Below are 17064 nucleotides of genomic sequence, written 5' to 3'. Positions count from 1 at the left end.
AACTACGCTGCGATTACTGTCCGCCGTCAAAGTGATGACGATACTTCATCACCACCGCAGCCGGCATACTGCTCCACCCCTGTAATAACGATCCCCGGCCAAACGGCGGTGAGAAGTACTCCACCGCACCGGCCCATCCCTGTTCCAGGCAGGTCATCCACCAACGTGTCAGCGGGTATTCACTGCCCGATATGCCGTACTGCAACAACGTATCGGCGTACAACCCATCCAGATAAGGCCAGTCAGAGCCATTGTGATAACGCAGGGCAAAGGCCGACTTGGCACGTGTATCGCTGCGGCGTTTGAACGGCGGCCACGCGCACAACACCCCCCAGTCGCCATAACGCTGTTCACTGTTATGACGGCTCTCCAACCGGGCCTGAACCCGACGCAACACCGCCTCGGCACGCCCGGCATCCACCGCGCCGTAGCGCAGCAACGTCAGGCTATCGAGCGTGAGGTGGTCTTCAATAAATTCCCCCGGACGACCATAATCCGCGTAATGGCCATCCGGCTGTAATAACGCGGCGTCAAGGTGGCGGGACGCCTGAGACGCCAGACGTGCGCAACGCTGTGCCAGCGCCGGATCGCGCTCTGTCGCCCATTGCGCCACCGCGTTAACCGCGCCAAACCACAGGCCAAGATCGTAGGCAACATAGCCAAAACGGTAGACGTTATCCGCCCAGTCCCGGTCGTTGTGCGACGGTTTCTGCGGCAGGCCATCCTCATGGAGAATAAAGCCTTCGTAACGTGTAATGATGGTGGCGATCTGCGCCCAGTACTGCTCGCAGGGAGACGCATCCCCCGTGACCCGCACGTAGTCGGCAATCGTCAGAATAAAGAACAATGGGCTGTCAAAATGGTCACTCCACCAGTCTTGCGGACGGCTGTGGTTTTCTTTGACGGCGGGGTTATGGCGTCGTGCGTCTTCCCAGGCGGCTGACAAACCGGGACCATTGAGGATAACCCCGCTCGGCGCTTCACCGGTCGGCTGCAACCCTGCCGCCATCAGGTGGATTTCCTCCAGCACAATCTGCGGCTGTAATGGCAGCAACGCCTGCAACGTCCAGTAACCGTCGCGATAATACGTGCGGGCTGGGGCGCTGTAGTCCATTCCTGCGGCCAGCCCGGCAAACTTCCCGGTATGGTCGTAACGGATGCTCGACAACGCGGCATGCAAACTCTGTTGCACCATGCTACGCAGTAGCGGTTGCGCCTGTGGCAACTGGTCGCAGTCATCGATATAACGCTGCGCCTCCAGCCTGATCTGCTCTGTGCTGAGCGACAGACCGCGCAACGCTTCCGCATCATCGTTACCGGCGGCGATCAGTACATCGTTATCGCGTTGCTCGACAATCACCACCCCCCAGGGCAGTACCCAACGCTGCTGCGTCCCTTGCTTCTCACGCAAGGCTCGCCCAGCCTGCTGATCCCACCAGGCACGTCTTTTCGCCGGATAAAAGCGCAGAAACGAAGTCTGCGTGAGCAGCACTACAGGCTGAGATTGCGCCACATAAAAGCCTTGTGTTTCACTCAGCAGACGATTGGGTGCGAAGGTACAAGGCCCGCTAAACGGCGCGACATGAAGGCGTCCCAGCGTGCCACTACCCCACAGGGCCAGTTGCACGATGCCTTCTTCGCCAGAGAATGACCCTTGTATGCGCCGTGCCATAAAAGGCAGTAACGGCGCGGCCGTGCTGAGCAGCTGTCCGTCCGATTGGGGTTTCAATACCCATTCTGATGGCGATACCGAAATGTTATTGCTATTCATACCGCTTCCCTCACATCATGCCAGGCTAATGCGGCCAGGCAGTGTTCTCTGGCCAGATGCACGGCGCCGACCACTCCCGCCTCATCCAGCAAGGCGCTGCCGACCAACTGAACCGGCACCGGCAGCAATGTTTGTACATGCTGACGAACACGCTCATGAAACGCGGGTCTCGCACCAATTCCGCCGCCCAACACCAGCCACTCAGGATTCAGCAAACTCACGGCTGAAGCCACGCCCAACGCGGCAATCTGTGCGGTGTTTTCCAGCACGGTACGCGCCTGCTCATCCCCTTGTTCTGCCCGGCGGAAAATATCGATAACCTCAGTCCCGCCACCCTGATAGCGCTGGCGAATCGCGCTGCTGCTGACACGATCTTCAAACACCCCGCCGACGGAAATTTTGGCGTCGTCGTAAGGTGTTGCGCTCAACGGTAATAGGGCGATTTCCCCCGCCATACCGTTGTGTCCACTGATGATGCTGCCTTGTGTGATAATCCCCATACCGACACCGGTACCGAAGGCGATAAACACCAGCGAGTCGCTGCCTTTGCCATGCCCATAGTGATATTCCCCCAATGCCGCCAGATTAACGTCATTTTCGAATACCACCGGGCACGACTGCCCATCAGGCAGAGAAAACAGGTTGGGTAAGCGGGCAGGAAGGCGCAGGTTAGGGGAAAGCTGTACATTGCGTTGCTTATCGATTGAACCGGGAATACCGATAGCGACTTGTTTCAAGCGGTTCGGTGCGATATGTGCCTGTTGCAGTAGTGCCTGCGCCAGCGATGACATCTGTTGCAGTGCCGCCTGTTCATCACCTTTAGCGGTAGGCTGTGACGTGTGCGCCAATACCTCGCCGCTCAACGTTGTCAGCCACCCATTGACTTTTGTGCCGCCCAGATCAAAACCAATCACCACAGGCGACTGCGGGTGCAATTCAACACCCGGTGATTTCTGCTGGATAATGTGCTGTTTTTCCAGAAAATTCATTAAATTCTGCACACTCCCCGGCGCAATATCGAGGGCGGCAGCCCAGCCGGAAGTCGTTTCCAGCGACAGACGCTCCAACTGAGAAAGCGCGTTTGCAAGAGTTTTACCAAGTGGCTGCGAGTTCGCCATATAACGTCCTTTTTCTCCGACGTGGATTACTGCCATCAATAACTGCTATAATTAGTTCATCAACCTTACGAATTAATATCCTTTCCGGTGAATACCGTCAACATGAACCATGAGTCAAATAATAATTTTCTCTGGCAGATGAACAGAAACGAGAGCGGGATAACACTTTTATTGCATAATATGCAGGCATCTCTGGTGATCACGCTTCCTGATTCAATACCGTCCCGATGAATGATTGAGAACAAATAAGTGATTGAAATAGAAAATGATGTTCCAGTTCTTCGCCAGATATCCGTCCGTGCCGTGATGGAGTACCTGCTGCATGCGGGACCGGCATCCCGCGCGGCGATGGCGAAAGCGACCAGGCTATCCAAGCAGACCATGTCTGAAGTGATTCTAATCCTGGAAGAGCGGGGGTGGGTTCGCCCTTGTGGGCTCGAATCAGGTAAGGTCGGGCGCGCCGCCATGAATTATGAAATCGCCGACGATCTGGCTTACGTGCTGGGTATGGACGTCGGTGCTACCAGCATCCGGCTGAGTCTGGTTAACCTCCGCGGCAACGAAATAGCGCATTACGAAGAGGAAAACGATAACTCGGGCGGCATCAACCTGGTCAATCGCCTGTGCCAGTTGAAAAAGGATTTGCTGGCTCAGCAGCAGATAGACGAACGCAAGTTGCACAGCGTCAGTGTCGCTATTCCCGGCGTGATCAATCAGAAAACTGGCACGCTGGATATGGCACCCAACCTGAAAAATATGAGCGGCTTCGCGCTACGAGACAGCATGCAGCAGGCTTTTGGCTGTGAAGTGCTGATCGAAAACGACATCAATGCCGCCGCCATCGGCGAATACTGGCGGGGATGTGGGCAAGATGATCACTCACTGGCCTTCATTTCGCTGGGTACCGGGATTGGTCTGGGGCTGATACTGGAAGGGATTCTGCTGCGCGGCGCGATGGGTGCGGCCGGGGAGATCTCTTATCTGCCGCTGGGCGGCGATGCCTATACGTCAGAGAGTCTCCGTCAAGGGACGCTGGAATCGGTACTGGGAGCCGCAGGCATCAGCAAGCGCTACCATTTTGCAGGCGGTGGTGCCAATACGCCGGTACGGGAGATTCTAAGCCGTTACGCCGACAAAGAGCCCGCCGCCATCGTGACCATCGAAGAAACCGCCCGTACCGCCGCCTTACTGGTCCTGTCGGTGTCACTGATGTTTGACCCTGAAAGCATTATCATTGGCGGTAATATTGGCATCCGCCCGGAACTGACCGAGCGCATTCGTTTTTACCTGAACAACTGCTCGCCTCACCCAATCCAGCTCAAGTCCAGTACCCTCGGGTCACAGTCAGTGCTCACTGGAGCTGTAGCCATTTCATTGAATAAACTACATAATTCTCTTTTTGGCTTACCAGAGTTATCGCGGCAGATCTCCTTGCCAAAGCACATCTGATTCGACCTGCCATGTCTGAGAATCACTCCGGCATGGCAGAGTTGAGGCAACCGCCAGGTCACGCGGGAAAATGCGCTTTTCTTGCCCGAGATGCTCCAATCTAACCGCTGGCTGATGGCGATCCTCAACGTAGCGATAAGAAAAAACTATCGTAACCAACTAAATTATAAGTGATTTTCTCCATTACTGCCTGATGTCACATTTTTTTAATTATTTAGTTCGACATATTGACGAACTAAATAGAGCTCCGTCATGATGTCATCCACTCCGGTAGCCGATCGGGTTTACATCGGTTACCAGCGTCTCTCAACAATGAGCGGTGGACGGAACGATCTGATGGCACAACTTACGCTAAAAAATATCACGAAATCCTTCGGTAACACGCAAATCATCAAGGGGGTCGACCTTGATGTTAAAGACGGCGAGTTTGTGGTTTTCGTCGGCCCCTCCGGTTGCGGAAAATCGACGTTGCTCAGGTTGATAGCCGGTCTTGAAGACTGCACGTCCGGTAGCATTGCCATTGGCGGCCATGACGTCACGCAGGTTTCGTCAAGCGATCGCGGTATCGCGATGGTGTTCCAGTCCTACGCCCTCTACCCGCACATGACGGTCGCGCAGAATCTCTCTTTCGGCCTGGAAAACACCCGTATGTCCAAAGCCGATATCCAGGCCCGCGTGCAGGAAGCCGCCCGCATGCTACAGATAGAACCCTATCTGACCAGAAAACCGCGCGCGCTTTCCGGCGGTCAGCGCCAGCGCGTGGCCATCGGCCGTGCCATTGTACGCAACCCCAGCGTGTTTCTGTTCGATGAACCCTTATCCAATCTGGATGCCGCTTTGCGGGTGGATACCCGTTCGGAAATCATCAAACTGCACAAACGACTCAAAAGTACCATCGTTTACGTTACCCATGATCAGATAGAAGCCATGACGATGGCGGATCGCATCGCGATCCTTAATGCTGGTAAAGTGGAGCAGTTCGATAAGCCGCTGGAGCTCTTCCATCACCCCAGAAACCGTTTTGTCGCCGGTTTTATCGGCTCGCCAAAAATGAATTTTTACGCGGGAACCATTACGGCATTACAAGGCAATCAGGCGTCGATTGCTATCGATGCCTTCCCCCCGCTGACGTTGACGGTCAATCCGGAACTGGCGGAGCCTGGCATGGCCATCGAACTTGGCATCCGCCCAAGTCACCTGCAATTAGACCCCACGCATAAACAGGCGCTGCCTTTCCGGGTGGATTACGCGGAAATGATTGGCACAGAAACCTATATGTATGGGCATATTGAAGGCAACGACAGCAAAACCACCTTACACCTGCCGGACAACCTCCGTGTCGCCGAAGGCGATTTGCTGATGCTGGCGTTACCGGCTGAACGCCTGCACCTGTTCCGGCTCAGTGATGGCCTGTCGCTGGCTGCCAAAAAGCACGACCCGGCCTGATAACGCCAGCCCATACGACGTCATGACTCACTGACTCAACAAAGAACGGCCAGCATGACTGGCCGTTCTTCTTTTATTACAACAACCCCCTCACAGGTACTACTCCACGTCCCCCCATTCCCCTTTGTTCCAGCTCGCAGCAGCCTGACAAGAGGCGACCAGAAACCGACATAATCGCGGGACACAGACCAATATTTAATGCTATATTTTCCAACGTTTGAGCCCCAGCTCGAGCCATAAATAATTACCCCGAGGATAACGGCATTATGCGTTTGTTATTTATTTGCCCGGATTGGGCTAATTTAGCCACACCAATCGTGACAGAGATGAAACGCCAGGGGCACGACGTTATCCATATTGATCATTCTGATCTATCAACATTTAGCTATTTTGATTCACACCATAAATCCATTGCGAAAACCTACGAAACGATAACCGGTAAAAATTACAAAAACCTTGTTATTGATAATCAAATAAAACTGGGCTTACACAATTTCTTTATTGGCAGGGAGCCATTCGATGCCATTATTATGACGGAACCTAACTTGTTCAATGAGCAGCACCTGTCAATATTGCGTCAGCATGGTAGAAAGCTCGTCGCCACATTGTGGGATGGCTTGAAAAAAGCCCCTGCCAATGGATTGCATCTGAATCAATTCGATCACATACTCAGTTTCGATAGTGAAGATTGTGAGCAATTTCACTTCACCAAAATCACCAATTATATTGATCCTTCCTGGAAAAGCACGATACCTTATCAGGCGTGTGAGTATGATATTTTCTCTATTATGAGTTTCACGCCGGAGAGATACCAGCAAGTCGCCAATTTTCTTGATAAAAACCCCTGCCTTAAATCCAATGTTATTTTTTATATTGGGGAATCAGGAAAGCCAGAATATATAAAAGACAACAGAATAAAGACCTCAGAAAAATTACTGCTGGGTGCTGAACTAGCCCATGAGATTAGTAACTCCCGCGCAATTCTGGATATTCTACAAGGCCAACAGACAGGACTCTCATTCCGTGCCTATGAATCGATGGCTTATCAGCGTAAGTTGATTACGACGAATTCGCATATCACCAGTTATGATTTTTATAATCCACAGAATATATGTGTTCTGGATCAAGATGGATACCTTCCACAAGGTTTTATCCATACCCCTTACCAACCCGTACCGGAACCTGTCTACCATCAGTACACACTTTGTTCATGGGTAGAAAAAGTTATTCAGGAAATATCAGATAACATCAGCCCAGTTTAGCAATTCCCAATGACAAAAAAGCCTCCACAGAGGAGGCTTTTGCATACACAGCGCGCTCTGCGCTGATTATCCCGGTGTTTACTGCAACACCGAAATATCCGCTACTTTCAGGAACAGGTTACGCAGTTCGTTGAGCAGCGTCAGGCGGTTGATACGCACCTGCGCGTCATCAGCGTTGACCATCACCTTATCGAAGAAGTTATCGACTGATTCACGCAACTGCGCCAGTTCCGCCAGCGCTTCCTGATAACGCCCTTCGGCAAACCACGGCGCCAACTTGCTGGTCAGCGCGGTAACATAGGTCGCCAGCTGAATTTCTTCCTTCTCTTTGAGCAACGCCGCCTGCACGCTGCCGTTCAGCGTTTCGGTAGACTTCGCCAAAATGTTGGAGACACGCTTGTTGGCTGCCGCCAGCGCTTCGGCTTGCTCCAGTGTGCGGAAATGACTCACCGCTTTCACACGGGCATCGAAATCCGCCGGGCGGGTCGGACGACGCGCCAGCACCGCCTGAATGGTGTCAACACTGTGACCTTCCTCCTGATACCAGGCACGGAAGCGGCCCAGCATGAATTCAATCACATCGTCGACCACGTTGGCGTTAGTCAGCTTGTCGCCATACAAACGCGCCGCTTCTTCGGTCAGGGTTTGCAAGTCCAGCGGCAGGCGTTTTTCCACGATGATGCGCAACACACCCAATGCGGCACGGCGCAGTGCAAACGGATCTTTATCGCCTTTCGGGTGCTGACCGATACCGAAAATACCCGCCAGGGTATCCATTTTATCGGCAATCGCCAGCGCGCAAGCGACCAGTGAGGACGGCAGTTCATCGCCAGCAAAACGCGGCTGGTACTGTTCGTTTAGCGCGACGGCCACATCTTCAGCTTCACCGTCGTGACGGGCGTAGTGCATCCCCATCACACCCTGAGTATCGGTGAACTCAAACACCATGTTAGTCATCAGGTCGCATTTAGACAGCAGACCCGCACGTTTGGCGTGATTGACATCGGCACCGATCTGCTCAGCCACCCAGCCGGTTAATGCCGCGATACGGTCAGTCTTGTCGCGCAGCGTGCCCAGCTGTTGCTGGAACAGCACGGTTTCCAGACGCGGCAGGTGATCTTCAAGGCGCTTTTTACGGTCGGTATTGAAGAAGAACTCGGCGTCAGCCAGACGCGGACGTACCACCTTCTCGTTACCGGCGATAATCTGCTGCGGATCTTTCGATTCAATATTGGCGACAAAAATGAAATTCGGCAGCAGCTTGCCGTCGTTGTCGTAAACCGGGAAGTATTTCTGGTCGCCTTTCATGGTGTACACCAGCGCTTCCGCCGGTACCGCCAGGAATTTCTCTTCAAATTTCGCCGTCAGGACCACCGGCCATTCCACCAGCGAGGTAACTTCTTCCAGCAGGCTGTCGCTCAGATCAGCATTGCCGCCAATCTTACGCGCCGCTTCTTCGGCATCAGCCTTGATTTTGGCTTTACGCGCGTCGTAATCGGCGATGACCTTGCCACGTTCCTGCAAAATCTGCGGGTACTGATCAGCGTTATCAATCGTGAATTCTGGCTCACCCATAAAGCGGTGACCGCGAAGGGTACGCCCGGAATCAATACCCAGCACAGTACCGGGGATCAGTTCATCACCCAGCAACAGGGTCACGGTATGCACCGGACGCACAAACTGGGTGTCGTTATCGCCCCAGCGCATCAGTTTCGGAATAGGCAACTTCGCCAGCGCGGTGCTGACCATGCCCGGCAGCAGCGTTTGTGCCGCTTCGCCCTTCACGTGTGCGCGGAATAACAGCCACTCGCCTTTGTCGGTGGTCAGGCGCTCGGCCTGCTCGACGGTGATGCCGCAACCGCGTGCCCAGCCTTCTGCGGCTTTGGTCGGGTTGCCGGAGGCGTCAAACGCCTGCGCGATGGCTGGACCACGTTTTTCTACTTCCCTGTCCGGCTGGGACGCGCTTAAACCGGCCACTTTCAGTGCCAGACGGCGCGGGGCCGCGAACCAATCGACCGACTGGTAACCCAGCCCGGCGGCGTCCAGTTCAGCGGTAAAATTGGCGGCAAAAGATTCCGCCAGGGTACGCAAAGCCTTCGGTGGCAGCTCTTCGGTGCCGATTTCCACCAAAAATGTCTTATCTGTCATCGCTGCCTCTCAGCTCTGTTTACGATTGCACATCGGGAAGCCCAGTGCCTCACGAGAGGCATAATAGGCTTCCGCTACCGCTTTGGTCAGGGTACGGATCCGCAGGATGTAGCGCTGACGTTCGGTCACGGAAATGGCTTTGCGCGCGTCCAGCAGGTTGAAGCTGTGGGCGGCTTTCAGAATGCGCTCGTAAGCAGGCAGCGGCAGCGGTTTTTCCAGCGCCAGCAACTGCTGGGCTTCTTTTTCATACTGCTCGAAGCAGGTAAACAGGAAATCCACATCGGCGTATTCGAAGTTATAAGTCGATTGCTCCACTTCGTTTTGATGGAACACGTCGCCGTAGGTGGTTTTACCCAGCGGGCCATCGCTCCACACCAGATCGTAGACGCTGTCCACGCCCTGAATGTACATCGCCAGACGTTCCAGGCCGTAAGTAATCTCGCCGGTTACCGGTTTGCACTCCAGACCACCGACCTGCTGGAAATAGGTGAACTGGGTCACTTCCATCCCGTTCAGCCACACTTCCCAGCCCAGACCCCAGGCACCCAGCGTCGGGTTTTCCCAGTTATCTTCCACGAAACGGATGTCGTGGATGGTCGGGTCCATGCCCAGTTCTTTCAGCGAACCGAGGTACAGTTCCTGAATGTTGTCCGGCGACGGCTTAATGATCACCTGAAACTGGTAGTAGTGTTGCAGGCGGTTGGGGTTCTCACCGTAGCGGCCGTCGGTAGGACGGCGGGACGGCTGCACATAAGCGGCGGCGATAGGCTCTGGGCCAAGCGCACGCAGGCAGGTCATAGGGTGAGAAGTGCCGGCACCGACTTCCATGTCCAACGGTTGGACAATGGTGCAGCCCTGACGCGACCAGTAATCCTGTAATGTCAGGATCAGGCCCTGAAAGGTCTTGGTATCAAACTTTTGCATGTTGGATTCGCACGCGATACAAGTGGTTTTTACAATGAAGCCGCCAGTATACCCTCTGAGTGCAAGATATACAGCCAGAATGCGGCAACAACTTCTGTGACAGCGACATTTTCAGTGACATAGCATTATCGCCATCGCCGCCTTTTCCTTCCCGTTTCGGGTAACGATCAACCGGTAAACACGGTATGCAGCATTTTCAGGCTCAACAGCAGCAGCAGCCCGGCAAACGCTTTCTTTAGCGTCGCGACCGGCAAGCGATGCGCTAAACGCGCGCCCACCGGCGCGGTGAAGAAGCTGACCGCCGAGATCAGCGCTACCGCCGGTAACGAAACATAACCCACGCTGAACGCGGGCAAGCCGGTCGCCGACCAGCCGTTAATCATGTAGCCCAGCGCGCCAGAGAGCGCGATCGGCAACCCCACCGCGGCCGAGGTGCCGATGGCCTGCTGGATGCGTACATTACACCAGGTCAGAAACGGCACAGTGAGCGAACCACCGCCAATGGCGACCAGTGCAGAAATACCGCCGATAGTCAGCCCGGCCAGCGACATGCCTGTCATGCCCGGTAACTGACGGTGAGGTTTTGGCTTGATGTTCAACACCATTTGCAGCGAGACATACGCCATAAAACAGGAAAAGAAGATTGCCAGCGCCCGGGTCGGCAACAACGCCGCCAGCCAGGTAGCGGCGAAGGTTCCCAGTAAAATCGCGGGTGTGATGCGCCATACCACCGGCCATATCACCGCCTGATGTTGATGGTGGGTGCGCAGGCTGGAGATAGCGGTGATCACAATCGCCGCCATCGAGGTTCCCAACGCCAGATGCACCAAATGCGTTTTCTCCACACCTTGTGCGGCGAACAACGCTGTCAGCACCGGCACCATGATGCCGCCACCGCCTATCCCCAGTAATCCGGCCATAAATCCCACCACGGCTCCCAGCGCCAGATAGGCCAGCATCCACTCAATCTCCATTCTCATCCCCTGTCGCTTACACGGTATTGTCGTTTTACACTTGTCGTTTTTTTGGTGTGATTCCAGCGCCATGTCACATATTGCCCTGTCAGGTCAGGGTTGCATCACATCACGCTTAGGCTGATGATCGCCACACCACGCGGTTGGTGCGCCGAAATCGGCCATCATCAATACCAACAACGCGGGTGAATAACAATGCCGCTAAATAGCAATCGTCGGCGAATAACCACTGGGAGTTAAGGAGAAGAGGATGGCACGCTGTGGCTGGGTCACGCAGGATACGCTGTATCAGGATTATCACGATAACGAGTGGGGAAAACCCTGTACTGATAGCCGCACGCTGTTTGAACTGCTGTGTCTGGAAGGCCAGCAAGCCGGGTTGTCGTGGATAACCGTGCTCAAAAAACGCGAGCACTACCGCCGTTGTTTCCACGGATTTGATCCGCACCGGGTAGCGGCCATGACCGATGACGACGTGAACCGGCTGGTACTGGACCCAGGCATCATCCGCCATCGCGGAAAAATTGAAGCCATTATCCGCAATGCCCGCGCCTGGCTGGCGATGCAGCAGCAAGGGGACGACTTTGCGACGTTTATCTGGTCCTTCGTTAACCATCAGCCGCTCGTCAATAACCCGACATCGCTGGCTGATGTACCGGCAAAAACCGCCGTGTCGGATGCCATGTCGAAAGCGTTGAAAAAACGCGGCTTCACATTCATCGGCTCCACCATCTGCTACGCCTTTATGCAGGCTGCCGGGCTGGTAAACGACCATACCACCGACTGTTGCTGTCATCCGGAGGCGTTGTGATTCGACCTTATCGGCCACAAGACCTGGACGCGCTGGTCGCACTATGGCGGGAAAGTACCACGCTGGCGCACCCGTTTATCTCGGCGCACTATTGGCAGGAAAGTGAAGAACTGGTTCGCGGGCATTATATCCCCCACTCACAAACCTGGATTTATGAGCATGCTCAGGGCATCGGCGGTTTTATCAGCGTGATGGATCAGCGCTTTGTCGGCGCGCTCTTTGTTCACCACAGCCTGTATGGTCAGGGCGTGGGCGCGGCGCTGATGCAGCATATTCAGCATCGCTTCCCGGTGCTCAGTCTGGAGGTGTATCAGCAGAACCACCGTGCCTGCGCCTTTTATCGCAAACAAGGGTTTACGACCGTGCAGGAAAGTTATCAGCATGAAACCCAGTCACACTTGCTGGTTATGCACTGGCAGGATCAGGCGTTGCTCGCCGCCGTCACACCCTGACCACGTTTCAGGCCACCGGGAAACCGCCCCGATAGAAACACACCCGCTATAGCCGCATTTGGTGTCGCTGCATTATTGTACAGTTGCATTACCCTCACAAAATGATACTTTATAACATATCATTCATGCCGCAAGCATGGGTGACTGCCAATCCTTTCATCTTTGTTTGCAATGCAATTGAATTGCCATGCTGCTGATTTCAGCCAATACCAGGGTTTTAGCGGGAGCGCGCCTTCTGACCCATCAGAGGGCGCGCCGCCTGACTTGCAGTCTCCCACCCTGTCCTCCATCATGCCTGCAGCAGGTCGTGTGCCTCCGGGAAGAAATAACAAGTACCATCCGATTGTTTATCATGATATTTCATTAAATCGCCCAAACGTTTTTAGGCATGAGTACGGCAAAGGCCTGCCCTTGATATGCGAAGCTAACAGGCTGACCTGCGTTCAAAAGTAACTGTCGTTTTAGTCAGACAATCGCCTCAATCAGCCGGAGTGAACTGATGAAACCTGAAGTCATCCTCTACAAAAAGATCCCTGACGATTTACGCCAAAAACTGGAGCAACACGCTAGCGTTTCGGTTTTTGATGGCCTGCCTCCCATCGACCACCCGTTACTGGCGCGTGCTGAAGGGTTGATTGGCGCTGGGCACACCGTCAGCCGGGAATACCTGTCCCACCTGCCAAAACTACGGGCGGTGTCTACCGTGTCAGTGGGTTACGACAACATTGACGTTGCTGCGTTAAATGACAAAAAAGCGTTGCTGATGCATACGCCGACCGTCCTGACAGAAACGGTGGCAGATACCGTCATGACCTTGATGCTAATGACGGCTCGCCGGGCGTTGGAATCCGCCGAGCGCGTGAAAGCCGGGGAATGGACACGCAACATCGGTGAAGATTGGTACGGTATTGATGTTCACCATAAAACCATTGGTATTCTGGGCATGGGGCGTATCGGTCTGGCGGTAGCTCAGCGGGCGCACTTCGGTTTTAGCATGCCGGTGCTCTATAACGCCCGTCGCCGTCATGATGCGGCAGAAACCCGCTTCAACGCCCGTCACTGCGACCTCGACACCCTGCTGGCGGAATCTGATTTTCTGTGTATTACCCTGCCGCTGACGCCGGAAACCCACCATGTGATTGGCAAGGCACAACTGGCGAAAATGAAATCCAGCGCCATTCTGATCAACATTGGCCGCGGCCCGGTGGTGGATGAACAGGCGCTGATTGAGGCACTGACCGATGGCACCCTGCACGCCGCTGGTCTGGATGTGTTCGAGAAAGAACCGCTATCGGTAGACTCACCGCTGCTGAAGCTGCCTAATGTGGTGGCACTGCCGCACATCGGCTCCGCCACCCATGAAACCCGCTACAACATGGCGGCCTGCGCGGTAGATAACCTGATCGCCGCGCTCAGTGGCGACGTTAAAGAGAACTGCGTCAATCCGGACGTGCTGAAGTAGTTCAGCACGCCGATTGAGGAGCCCTCCTTCCCGACGTCGGGAAGGAGGATTTTCACACGAAGAGCGATGTGATTACTCCACCGCGATCGGTTTCTCCGTCAAGGTTGTGGTGCGGTCGCCCTGAATGGCTTTCACTTTCTGTTCGGTTTGTTGTACTGCCGCCGGGCTGCTCAACAAGCTGTAAGTCAGCTCGAAGGTGGTGCTTTGGCCGGGTTGCAGTTTCTTCACCCGCCCTTGCTGGCGTTCAATCGTGACCGGATACGCATAGCTGGTGCCGGGCTCGATACCGGTGACATAGCCTTGTTTCAGGGTGTCAGTGTTTTTCCACATCGTCAGCAACGGCAACTGATGGGTATCAAACGCGATGGACACCCCTTTATCACCTGCACGATTGACCAGTGCGGCCAGTGTTTTGCCCTCTTTATCCGCATAAGGCGTCATGTTGAACACCATTTCGTCGAAGCCTTTAGTCGGGCCTTTATACGTCTGCCAGCTTTTCAGACCGGCCTTGGCGTAGTCATTAAACGGCGAAATCTCTTTCACGGGTGCCAGGAAACGTGCCCCTTCTTCCAGAATCGGGGTACCGAAATTGCTGTGATAGATAATCTGGTAATCACGCGCGTAATCTGACTTATTGGTCAGCACGTCATGAATGGTAAACGACTCGCTCCCCGGCACGTAACGCAGTTCAGTCCAGGTTTCGAGGTTGGATTTCTTAAAGCTGTTTTCCTTGAGCAAGCCACGCACCGTGATGGTGTAAGGCGCTTTGTCGCTCACATCCACCAGCACTTTCGATGCGGGTGTATTACCGGCACGGCCGTGCAGGGTGTAAATCATGCCGTCACTGGTGACCGGATGTCCGGTCCACTCATAGCCGCAGCGCACCATCATCTCATTGAAACCTTCCAGCCAGCCCAGTCCATTGCGGCTTTCCAGGGTGATCGTATTCGGGTTGACCACTTCATCCACCGGAGAATCCCAGCCCAGCCGGATATTTTTGCCGGTGACATGCAGTAAATCCATGCCGCGGGTCGGACTCAGGGTAATTTGCAGCCCGTTGGGGCTGGTGATAGTCAGAATCTTGCTGCCTTCCTGACGTCCGCCATGCAGTACCTTTTGCTCGATGCTGAAGTGTTGATCCTTAATCTTCAGCGCATCGCTGCTGATCTGCCAGTTTCCCTTTTCCGTGCTGCTTTCAACGTCTGTCAGCACAAAGGTTTGGGCCGATGCCTGCCAGGAAACCAGTGCCAAAGCGATACTCATTGCCAGTACATTTTTCATTCCATACATCCTTTTAGCTGAATTGATTAAGCCCGTAGAGCTAAAAGACTACAAATCCAGCTGGCAGGAGAATGTGATTGCTATCACCAGATGATTAACTGCTCTTTTTTCACAACATATTTGCAAAATAAATCACACTTTAATTAAGAATACCTAATTAAATTGCATGAAAAACGAGATCATGATCAGCTAAAAGCTGACGCGTGTTCAGCATTTAGTGTCCAACCGGTGTGAGTAGGCTGAAGCAGAAAACAGATTCAGCAGATGAATGCACTGCCATAACAAAAATATATGGATAAAAACAGGGTGATGATATTTCCACCATGATTGCACCACCCCGAGGCACGCGCTAAGGTGTCGGTTTACCTGTGCTTCACCCTTTATTGACAAATTATGAACTTTTCCCGTTTCGGCAACAAATTTACCCGCCATGCTGGTATTACCCAACTGATGGATGACCTCAACGAGGGGTTACGCACCCCAGGTGCCATCATGCTCGGCGGCGGCAATCCGGCCCATATCCCGGCAATGGACGACTATTTTCAGCAATTGTGTCGCGATCTGTTGGATCAAGGAAAATTGACCGATGCGCTGTGCAACTACGATGGCCCGCAGGGCAAAGATGTGTTGCTGCATTCGCTCTCCAGCCTGCTGCGTGAACAGTTTGGCTGGGAGATTGGACCACAGAATATTGCACTGACTAATGGCAGCCAGAGCGCATTTTTCTACCTGTTCAATCTGTTTGCCGGTCGTACTGATGAGGGGCAACATCGCCGGGTGCTGTTTCCACTGGCACCGGAGTACATCGGTTACGCTGATTCCGGGCTGGATGAGGACATGTTTGTCTCTGTTCGCCCGCAGATTGAGCTGTTACCGGAAGGGCAGTTCAAATACCACGTTGACTTCGAGCAACTGCACATCACCGATGACATCGGCATGATTTGCGTTTCCCGGCCGACCAACCCCACCGGCAATGTGCTGACCGACGACGAAGTACAGCATCTGGATGCGCTGGCCCGTGAACACCAGATTCCGCTGGTGATCGACAACGCTTACGGTGTGCCGTTCCCCGGCATTATCTTTAGCGATGCCACGCCGCTGTGGAATCCGAACATTATTCTGTGTATGAGCCTGTCCAAGCTCGGCTTGCCCGGTTCCCGCTGCGGTATCGTTATCGGTTCTGAGCAGGTGATCGAAGCACTCGGCAACATGAACGGTATCGTCAGTCTGGCACCCGGCTCCATCGGCCCGGCACTGGCACACGAGATGATCCAGCGGGGCGACCTGCTGCGGCTGTCCAACGATGTGGTCAGGCCGTTCTACCGCCAGCGGGTGGAGCAGACCATCGCCATTATTCGTCGTTACCTGCCGCCAGAAGTGTGCCTGATCCACAAACCAGAAGGCGCGATTTTCCTGTGGCTGTGGTTCAAAGACTTGCCCATCACCACCGAGGTGCTGTACCAACGGCTGAAGCAACGCGGCGTACTGATGGTGCCGGGTCATTATTTCTTCCCCGGTCTGGAACAGGAATGGCCGCATGCTCACCAGTGCCTGCGCATGAACTACGTGCCAGAGCCGGAAAAAATCGAGCAAGGCGTCGCTATTCTGGCCGAAGAGGTGGAGCGGGCGCGGAGAGAAGACTGCGCTCGCTAAACACAACGGCCCTGCTCGCTACGAGCGGGCAATGGCCGCCGTCAAATATTGGCTGATGTCCCTCACCAGAATAACCATGAATCATGATTAACCTACAGGGCAGCTACCGCTGCCCTGTCACAAAGTGCATTTCAACACACGTCAGCGTCAGCACCTGACAGACTCAGACAGCTCACTGCACTCGCGCTGCCACACCGCCTCGCCTTGTTGCACGCTGCGCTATCTTTGCGCTTAAGGTCGGTAAGTCGAAGAAACGACTGTGAGGCAGGCGGAAAAACATGCGCAATGATAAGTATTTTTATTAATTGGGCAC

At 54.2% G+C, this 17064-nt stretch carries 13 protein-coding genes; 7 read left to right on the top strand and 6 right to left on the bottom strand.

The features are described from left to right. Positions 1-13: 13 nt before the first annotated feature. Both DZE2538_RS00350 and DZE2538_RS00345 read right to left on the bottom strand, forming a co-directional pair. Positions 14-1771 carry a glucosidase family protein gene (locus tag DZE2538_RS00350; RefSeq protein ID WP_038915303.1) on the bottom strand — a complete coding sequence of 586 codons (1758 nt, stop codon included), beginning with the start codon at positions 1769-1771 and terminating at the stop codon, positions 14-16. After that, positions 1768-2889: an ROK family protein gene (locus DZE2538_RS00345; protein ID WP_050568642.1), complete on the bottom strand. Its 1122-nt coding sequence runs from the start codon at positions 2887-2889 to the stop codon at positions 1768-1770. Before DZE2538_RS00345 ends, DZE2538_RS00350 begins: the two co-directional genes overlap by 4 nt. A gap of 249 nt (positions 2890-3138) precedes the next feature. Here DZE2538_RS00345 and DZE2538_RS00340 point away from each other — a divergent pair, with 249 nt between their 5' ends. The 3 genes from DZE2538_RS00340 to DZE2538_RS00330 all read left to right on the top strand — a co-directional run bounded on the left by DZE2538_RS00340 (position 3139) and on the right by DZE2538_RS00330 (position 7046). Next, the gene (locus DZE2538_RS00340) at positions 3139-4338 is read left to right on the top strand and encodes an ROK family transcriptional regulator (RefSeq protein WP_038915301.1); all 1200 of its coding nucleotides are present in this window, start codon (positions 3139-3141) and stop codon (positions 4336-4338) included. A 336-nt stretch (positions 4339-4674) separates the two neighbouring features. Next, positions 4675-5784 (top strand): ABC transporter ATP-binding protein, encoded by a 1110-nt coding sequence (locus DZE2538_RS00335; protein ID WP_038915300.1) that lies wholly within the window; start codon positions 4675-4677, stop codon positions 5782-5784. Positions 5785-6050: 266 nt separating this feature from the next. Then, positions 6051-7046, top strand: a complete 996-nt coding sequence (locus DZE2538_RS00330) for a hypothetical protein (protein WP_038915299.1) — start codon at positions 6051-6053, stop codon at positions 7044-7046. A gap of 78 nt (positions 7047-7124) precedes the next feature. Here the strand turns inward: DZE2538_RS00330 and glyS are convergent, their stop codons facing one another. The 3 genes from glyS to DZE2538_RS00315 form a co-directional block, all read right to left on the bottom strand. Next, positions 7125-9194 carry a glycine--tRNA ligase subunit beta gene (gene glyS, locus DZE2538_RS00325; RefSeq protein ID WP_038915298.1) on the bottom strand — a complete coding sequence of 690 codons (2070 nt, stop codon included), beginning with the start codon at positions 9192-9194 and terminating at the stop codon, positions 7125-7127. Positions 9195-9203: 9 nt separating this feature from the next. After that, positions 9204-10118, bottom strand: coding sequence for a glycine--tRNA ligase subunit alpha (glyQ, locus tag DZE2538_RS00320; RefSeq protein WP_012882795.1), 915 nt, complete (start codon positions 10116-10118; stop codon positions 9204-9206). A gap of 167 nt (positions 10119-10285) precedes the next feature. Beyond that, a complete protein-coding gene (locus DZE2538_RS00315; RefSeq protein ID WP_038915297.1) occupies positions 10286-11092 on the bottom strand; it encodes a sulfite exporter TauE/SafE family protein in 807 nt (268 codons plus the stop codon). A gap of 250 nt (positions 11093-11342) precedes the next feature. Here DZE2538_RS00315 and DZE2538_RS00310 point away from each other — a divergent pair, with 250 nt between their 5' ends. The 3 genes from DZE2538_RS00310 (at position 11343) to ghrB (ending at position 13817) form a co-directional block, all read left to right on the top strand. Continuing rightward, positions 11343-11903: a DNA-3-methyladenine glycosylase I gene (locus DZE2538_RS00310; RefSeq protein WP_038915296.1), complete on the top strand. Its 561-nt coding sequence runs from the start codon at positions 11343-11345 to the stop codon at positions 11901-11903. After that, positions 11900-12355: an N-acetyltransferase gene (locus DZE2538_RS00305; protein ID WP_012882792.1), complete on the top strand. Its 456-nt coding sequence runs from the start codon at positions 11900-11902 to the stop codon at positions 12353-12355. Before DZE2538_RS00310 ends, DZE2538_RS00305 begins: the two co-directional genes overlap by 4 nt. Positions 12356-12854: 499 nt before the next feature. Further along, positions 12855-13817: a glyoxylate/hydroxypyruvate reductase GhrB gene (gene ghrB / locus DZE2538_RS00300; RefSeq protein WP_019844196.1), complete on the top strand. Its 963-nt coding sequence runs from the start codon at positions 12855-12857 to the stop codon at positions 13815-13817. A gap of 72 nt (positions 13818-13889) precedes the next feature. Here the strand turns inward: ghrB and DZE2538_RS00295 are convergent, their stop codons facing one another. Beyond that, the gene (locus DZE2538_RS00295; protein WP_019844197.1) at positions 13890-15098 is read right to left on the bottom strand and encodes an aldose 1-epimerase family protein; all 1209 of its coding nucleotides are present in this window, start codon (positions 15096-15098) and stop codon (positions 13890-13892) included. A 393-nt stretch (positions 15099-15491) separates the two neighbouring features. Here DZE2538_RS00295 and DZE2538_RS00290 point away from each other — a divergent pair, with 393 nt between their 5' ends. Next, positions 15492-16751 (top strand): valine--pyruvate transaminase, encoded by a 1260-nt coding sequence (locus DZE2538_RS00290; protein ID WP_019844198.1) that lies wholly within the window; start codon positions 15492-15494, stop codon positions 16749-16751. Positions 16752-17064: the final 313 nt, after the last annotated feature.

This window comes from Dickeya zeae NCPPB 2538 (assembly GCF_000406165.1).
Classification (GTDB): Bacteria; Pseudomonadota; Gammaproteobacteria; order Enterobacterales; family Enterobacteriaceae; genus Dickeya; species Dickeya zeae.
Note: the sequence above shows the minus strand (reverse complement) of the source record. Positions and strands in the feature narration are given on the sequence as shown.

Bases quoted from the DNA above. Each gene is read 5' to 3' on its own strand.
- ghrB (WP_019844196.1), top strand. From the start codon at position 12,855: ATGAAACCTGAAGTCATCCTCTACAAAAAGATCCCTGACGATTTACGC.
- DZE2538_RS00350 (WP_038915303.1), bottom strand. From the start codon at position 1,771: ATGAATAGCAATAACATTTCGGTATCGCCATCAGAATGGGTATTGAAA.
- DZE2538_RS00330 (WP_038915299.1), top strand. From the start codon at position 6,051: ATGCGTTTGTTATTTATTTGCCCGGATTGGGCTAATTTAGCCACACCA.
- DZE2538_RS00290 (WP_019844198.1), top strand. From the start codon at position 15,492: ATGAACTTTTCCCGTTTCGGCAACAAATTTACCCGCCATGCTGGTATT.
- DZE2538_RS00315 (WP_038915297.1), bottom strand. From the start codon at position 11,092: ATGGAGATTGAGTGGATGCTGGCCTATCTGGCGCTGGGAGCCGTGGTG.
- DZE2538_RS00345 (WP_050568642.1), bottom strand. From the start codon at position 2,889: ATGGCGAACTCGCAGCCACTTGGTAAAACTCTTGCAAACGCGCTTTCT.
- glyQ (WP_012882795.1), bottom strand. From the start codon at position 10,118: ATGCAAAAGTTTGATACCAAGACCTTTCAGGGCCTGATCCTGACATTA.
- glyS (WP_038915298.1), bottom strand. From the start codon at position 9,194: ATGACAGATAAGACATTTTTGGTGGAAATCGGCACCGAAGAGCTGCCA.
- DZE2538_RS00310 (WP_038915296.1), top strand. From the start codon at position 11,343: ATGGCACGCTGTGGCTGGGTCACGCAGGATACGCTGTATCAGGATTAT.
- DZE2538_RS00295 (WP_019844197.1), bottom strand. From the start codon at position 15,098: ATGAAAAATGTACTGGCAATGAGTATCGCTTTGGCACTGGTTTCCTGG.
- DZE2538_RS00335 (WP_038915300.1), top strand. From the start codon at position 4,675: ATGGCACAACTTACGCTAAAAAATATCACGAAATCCTTCGGTAACACG.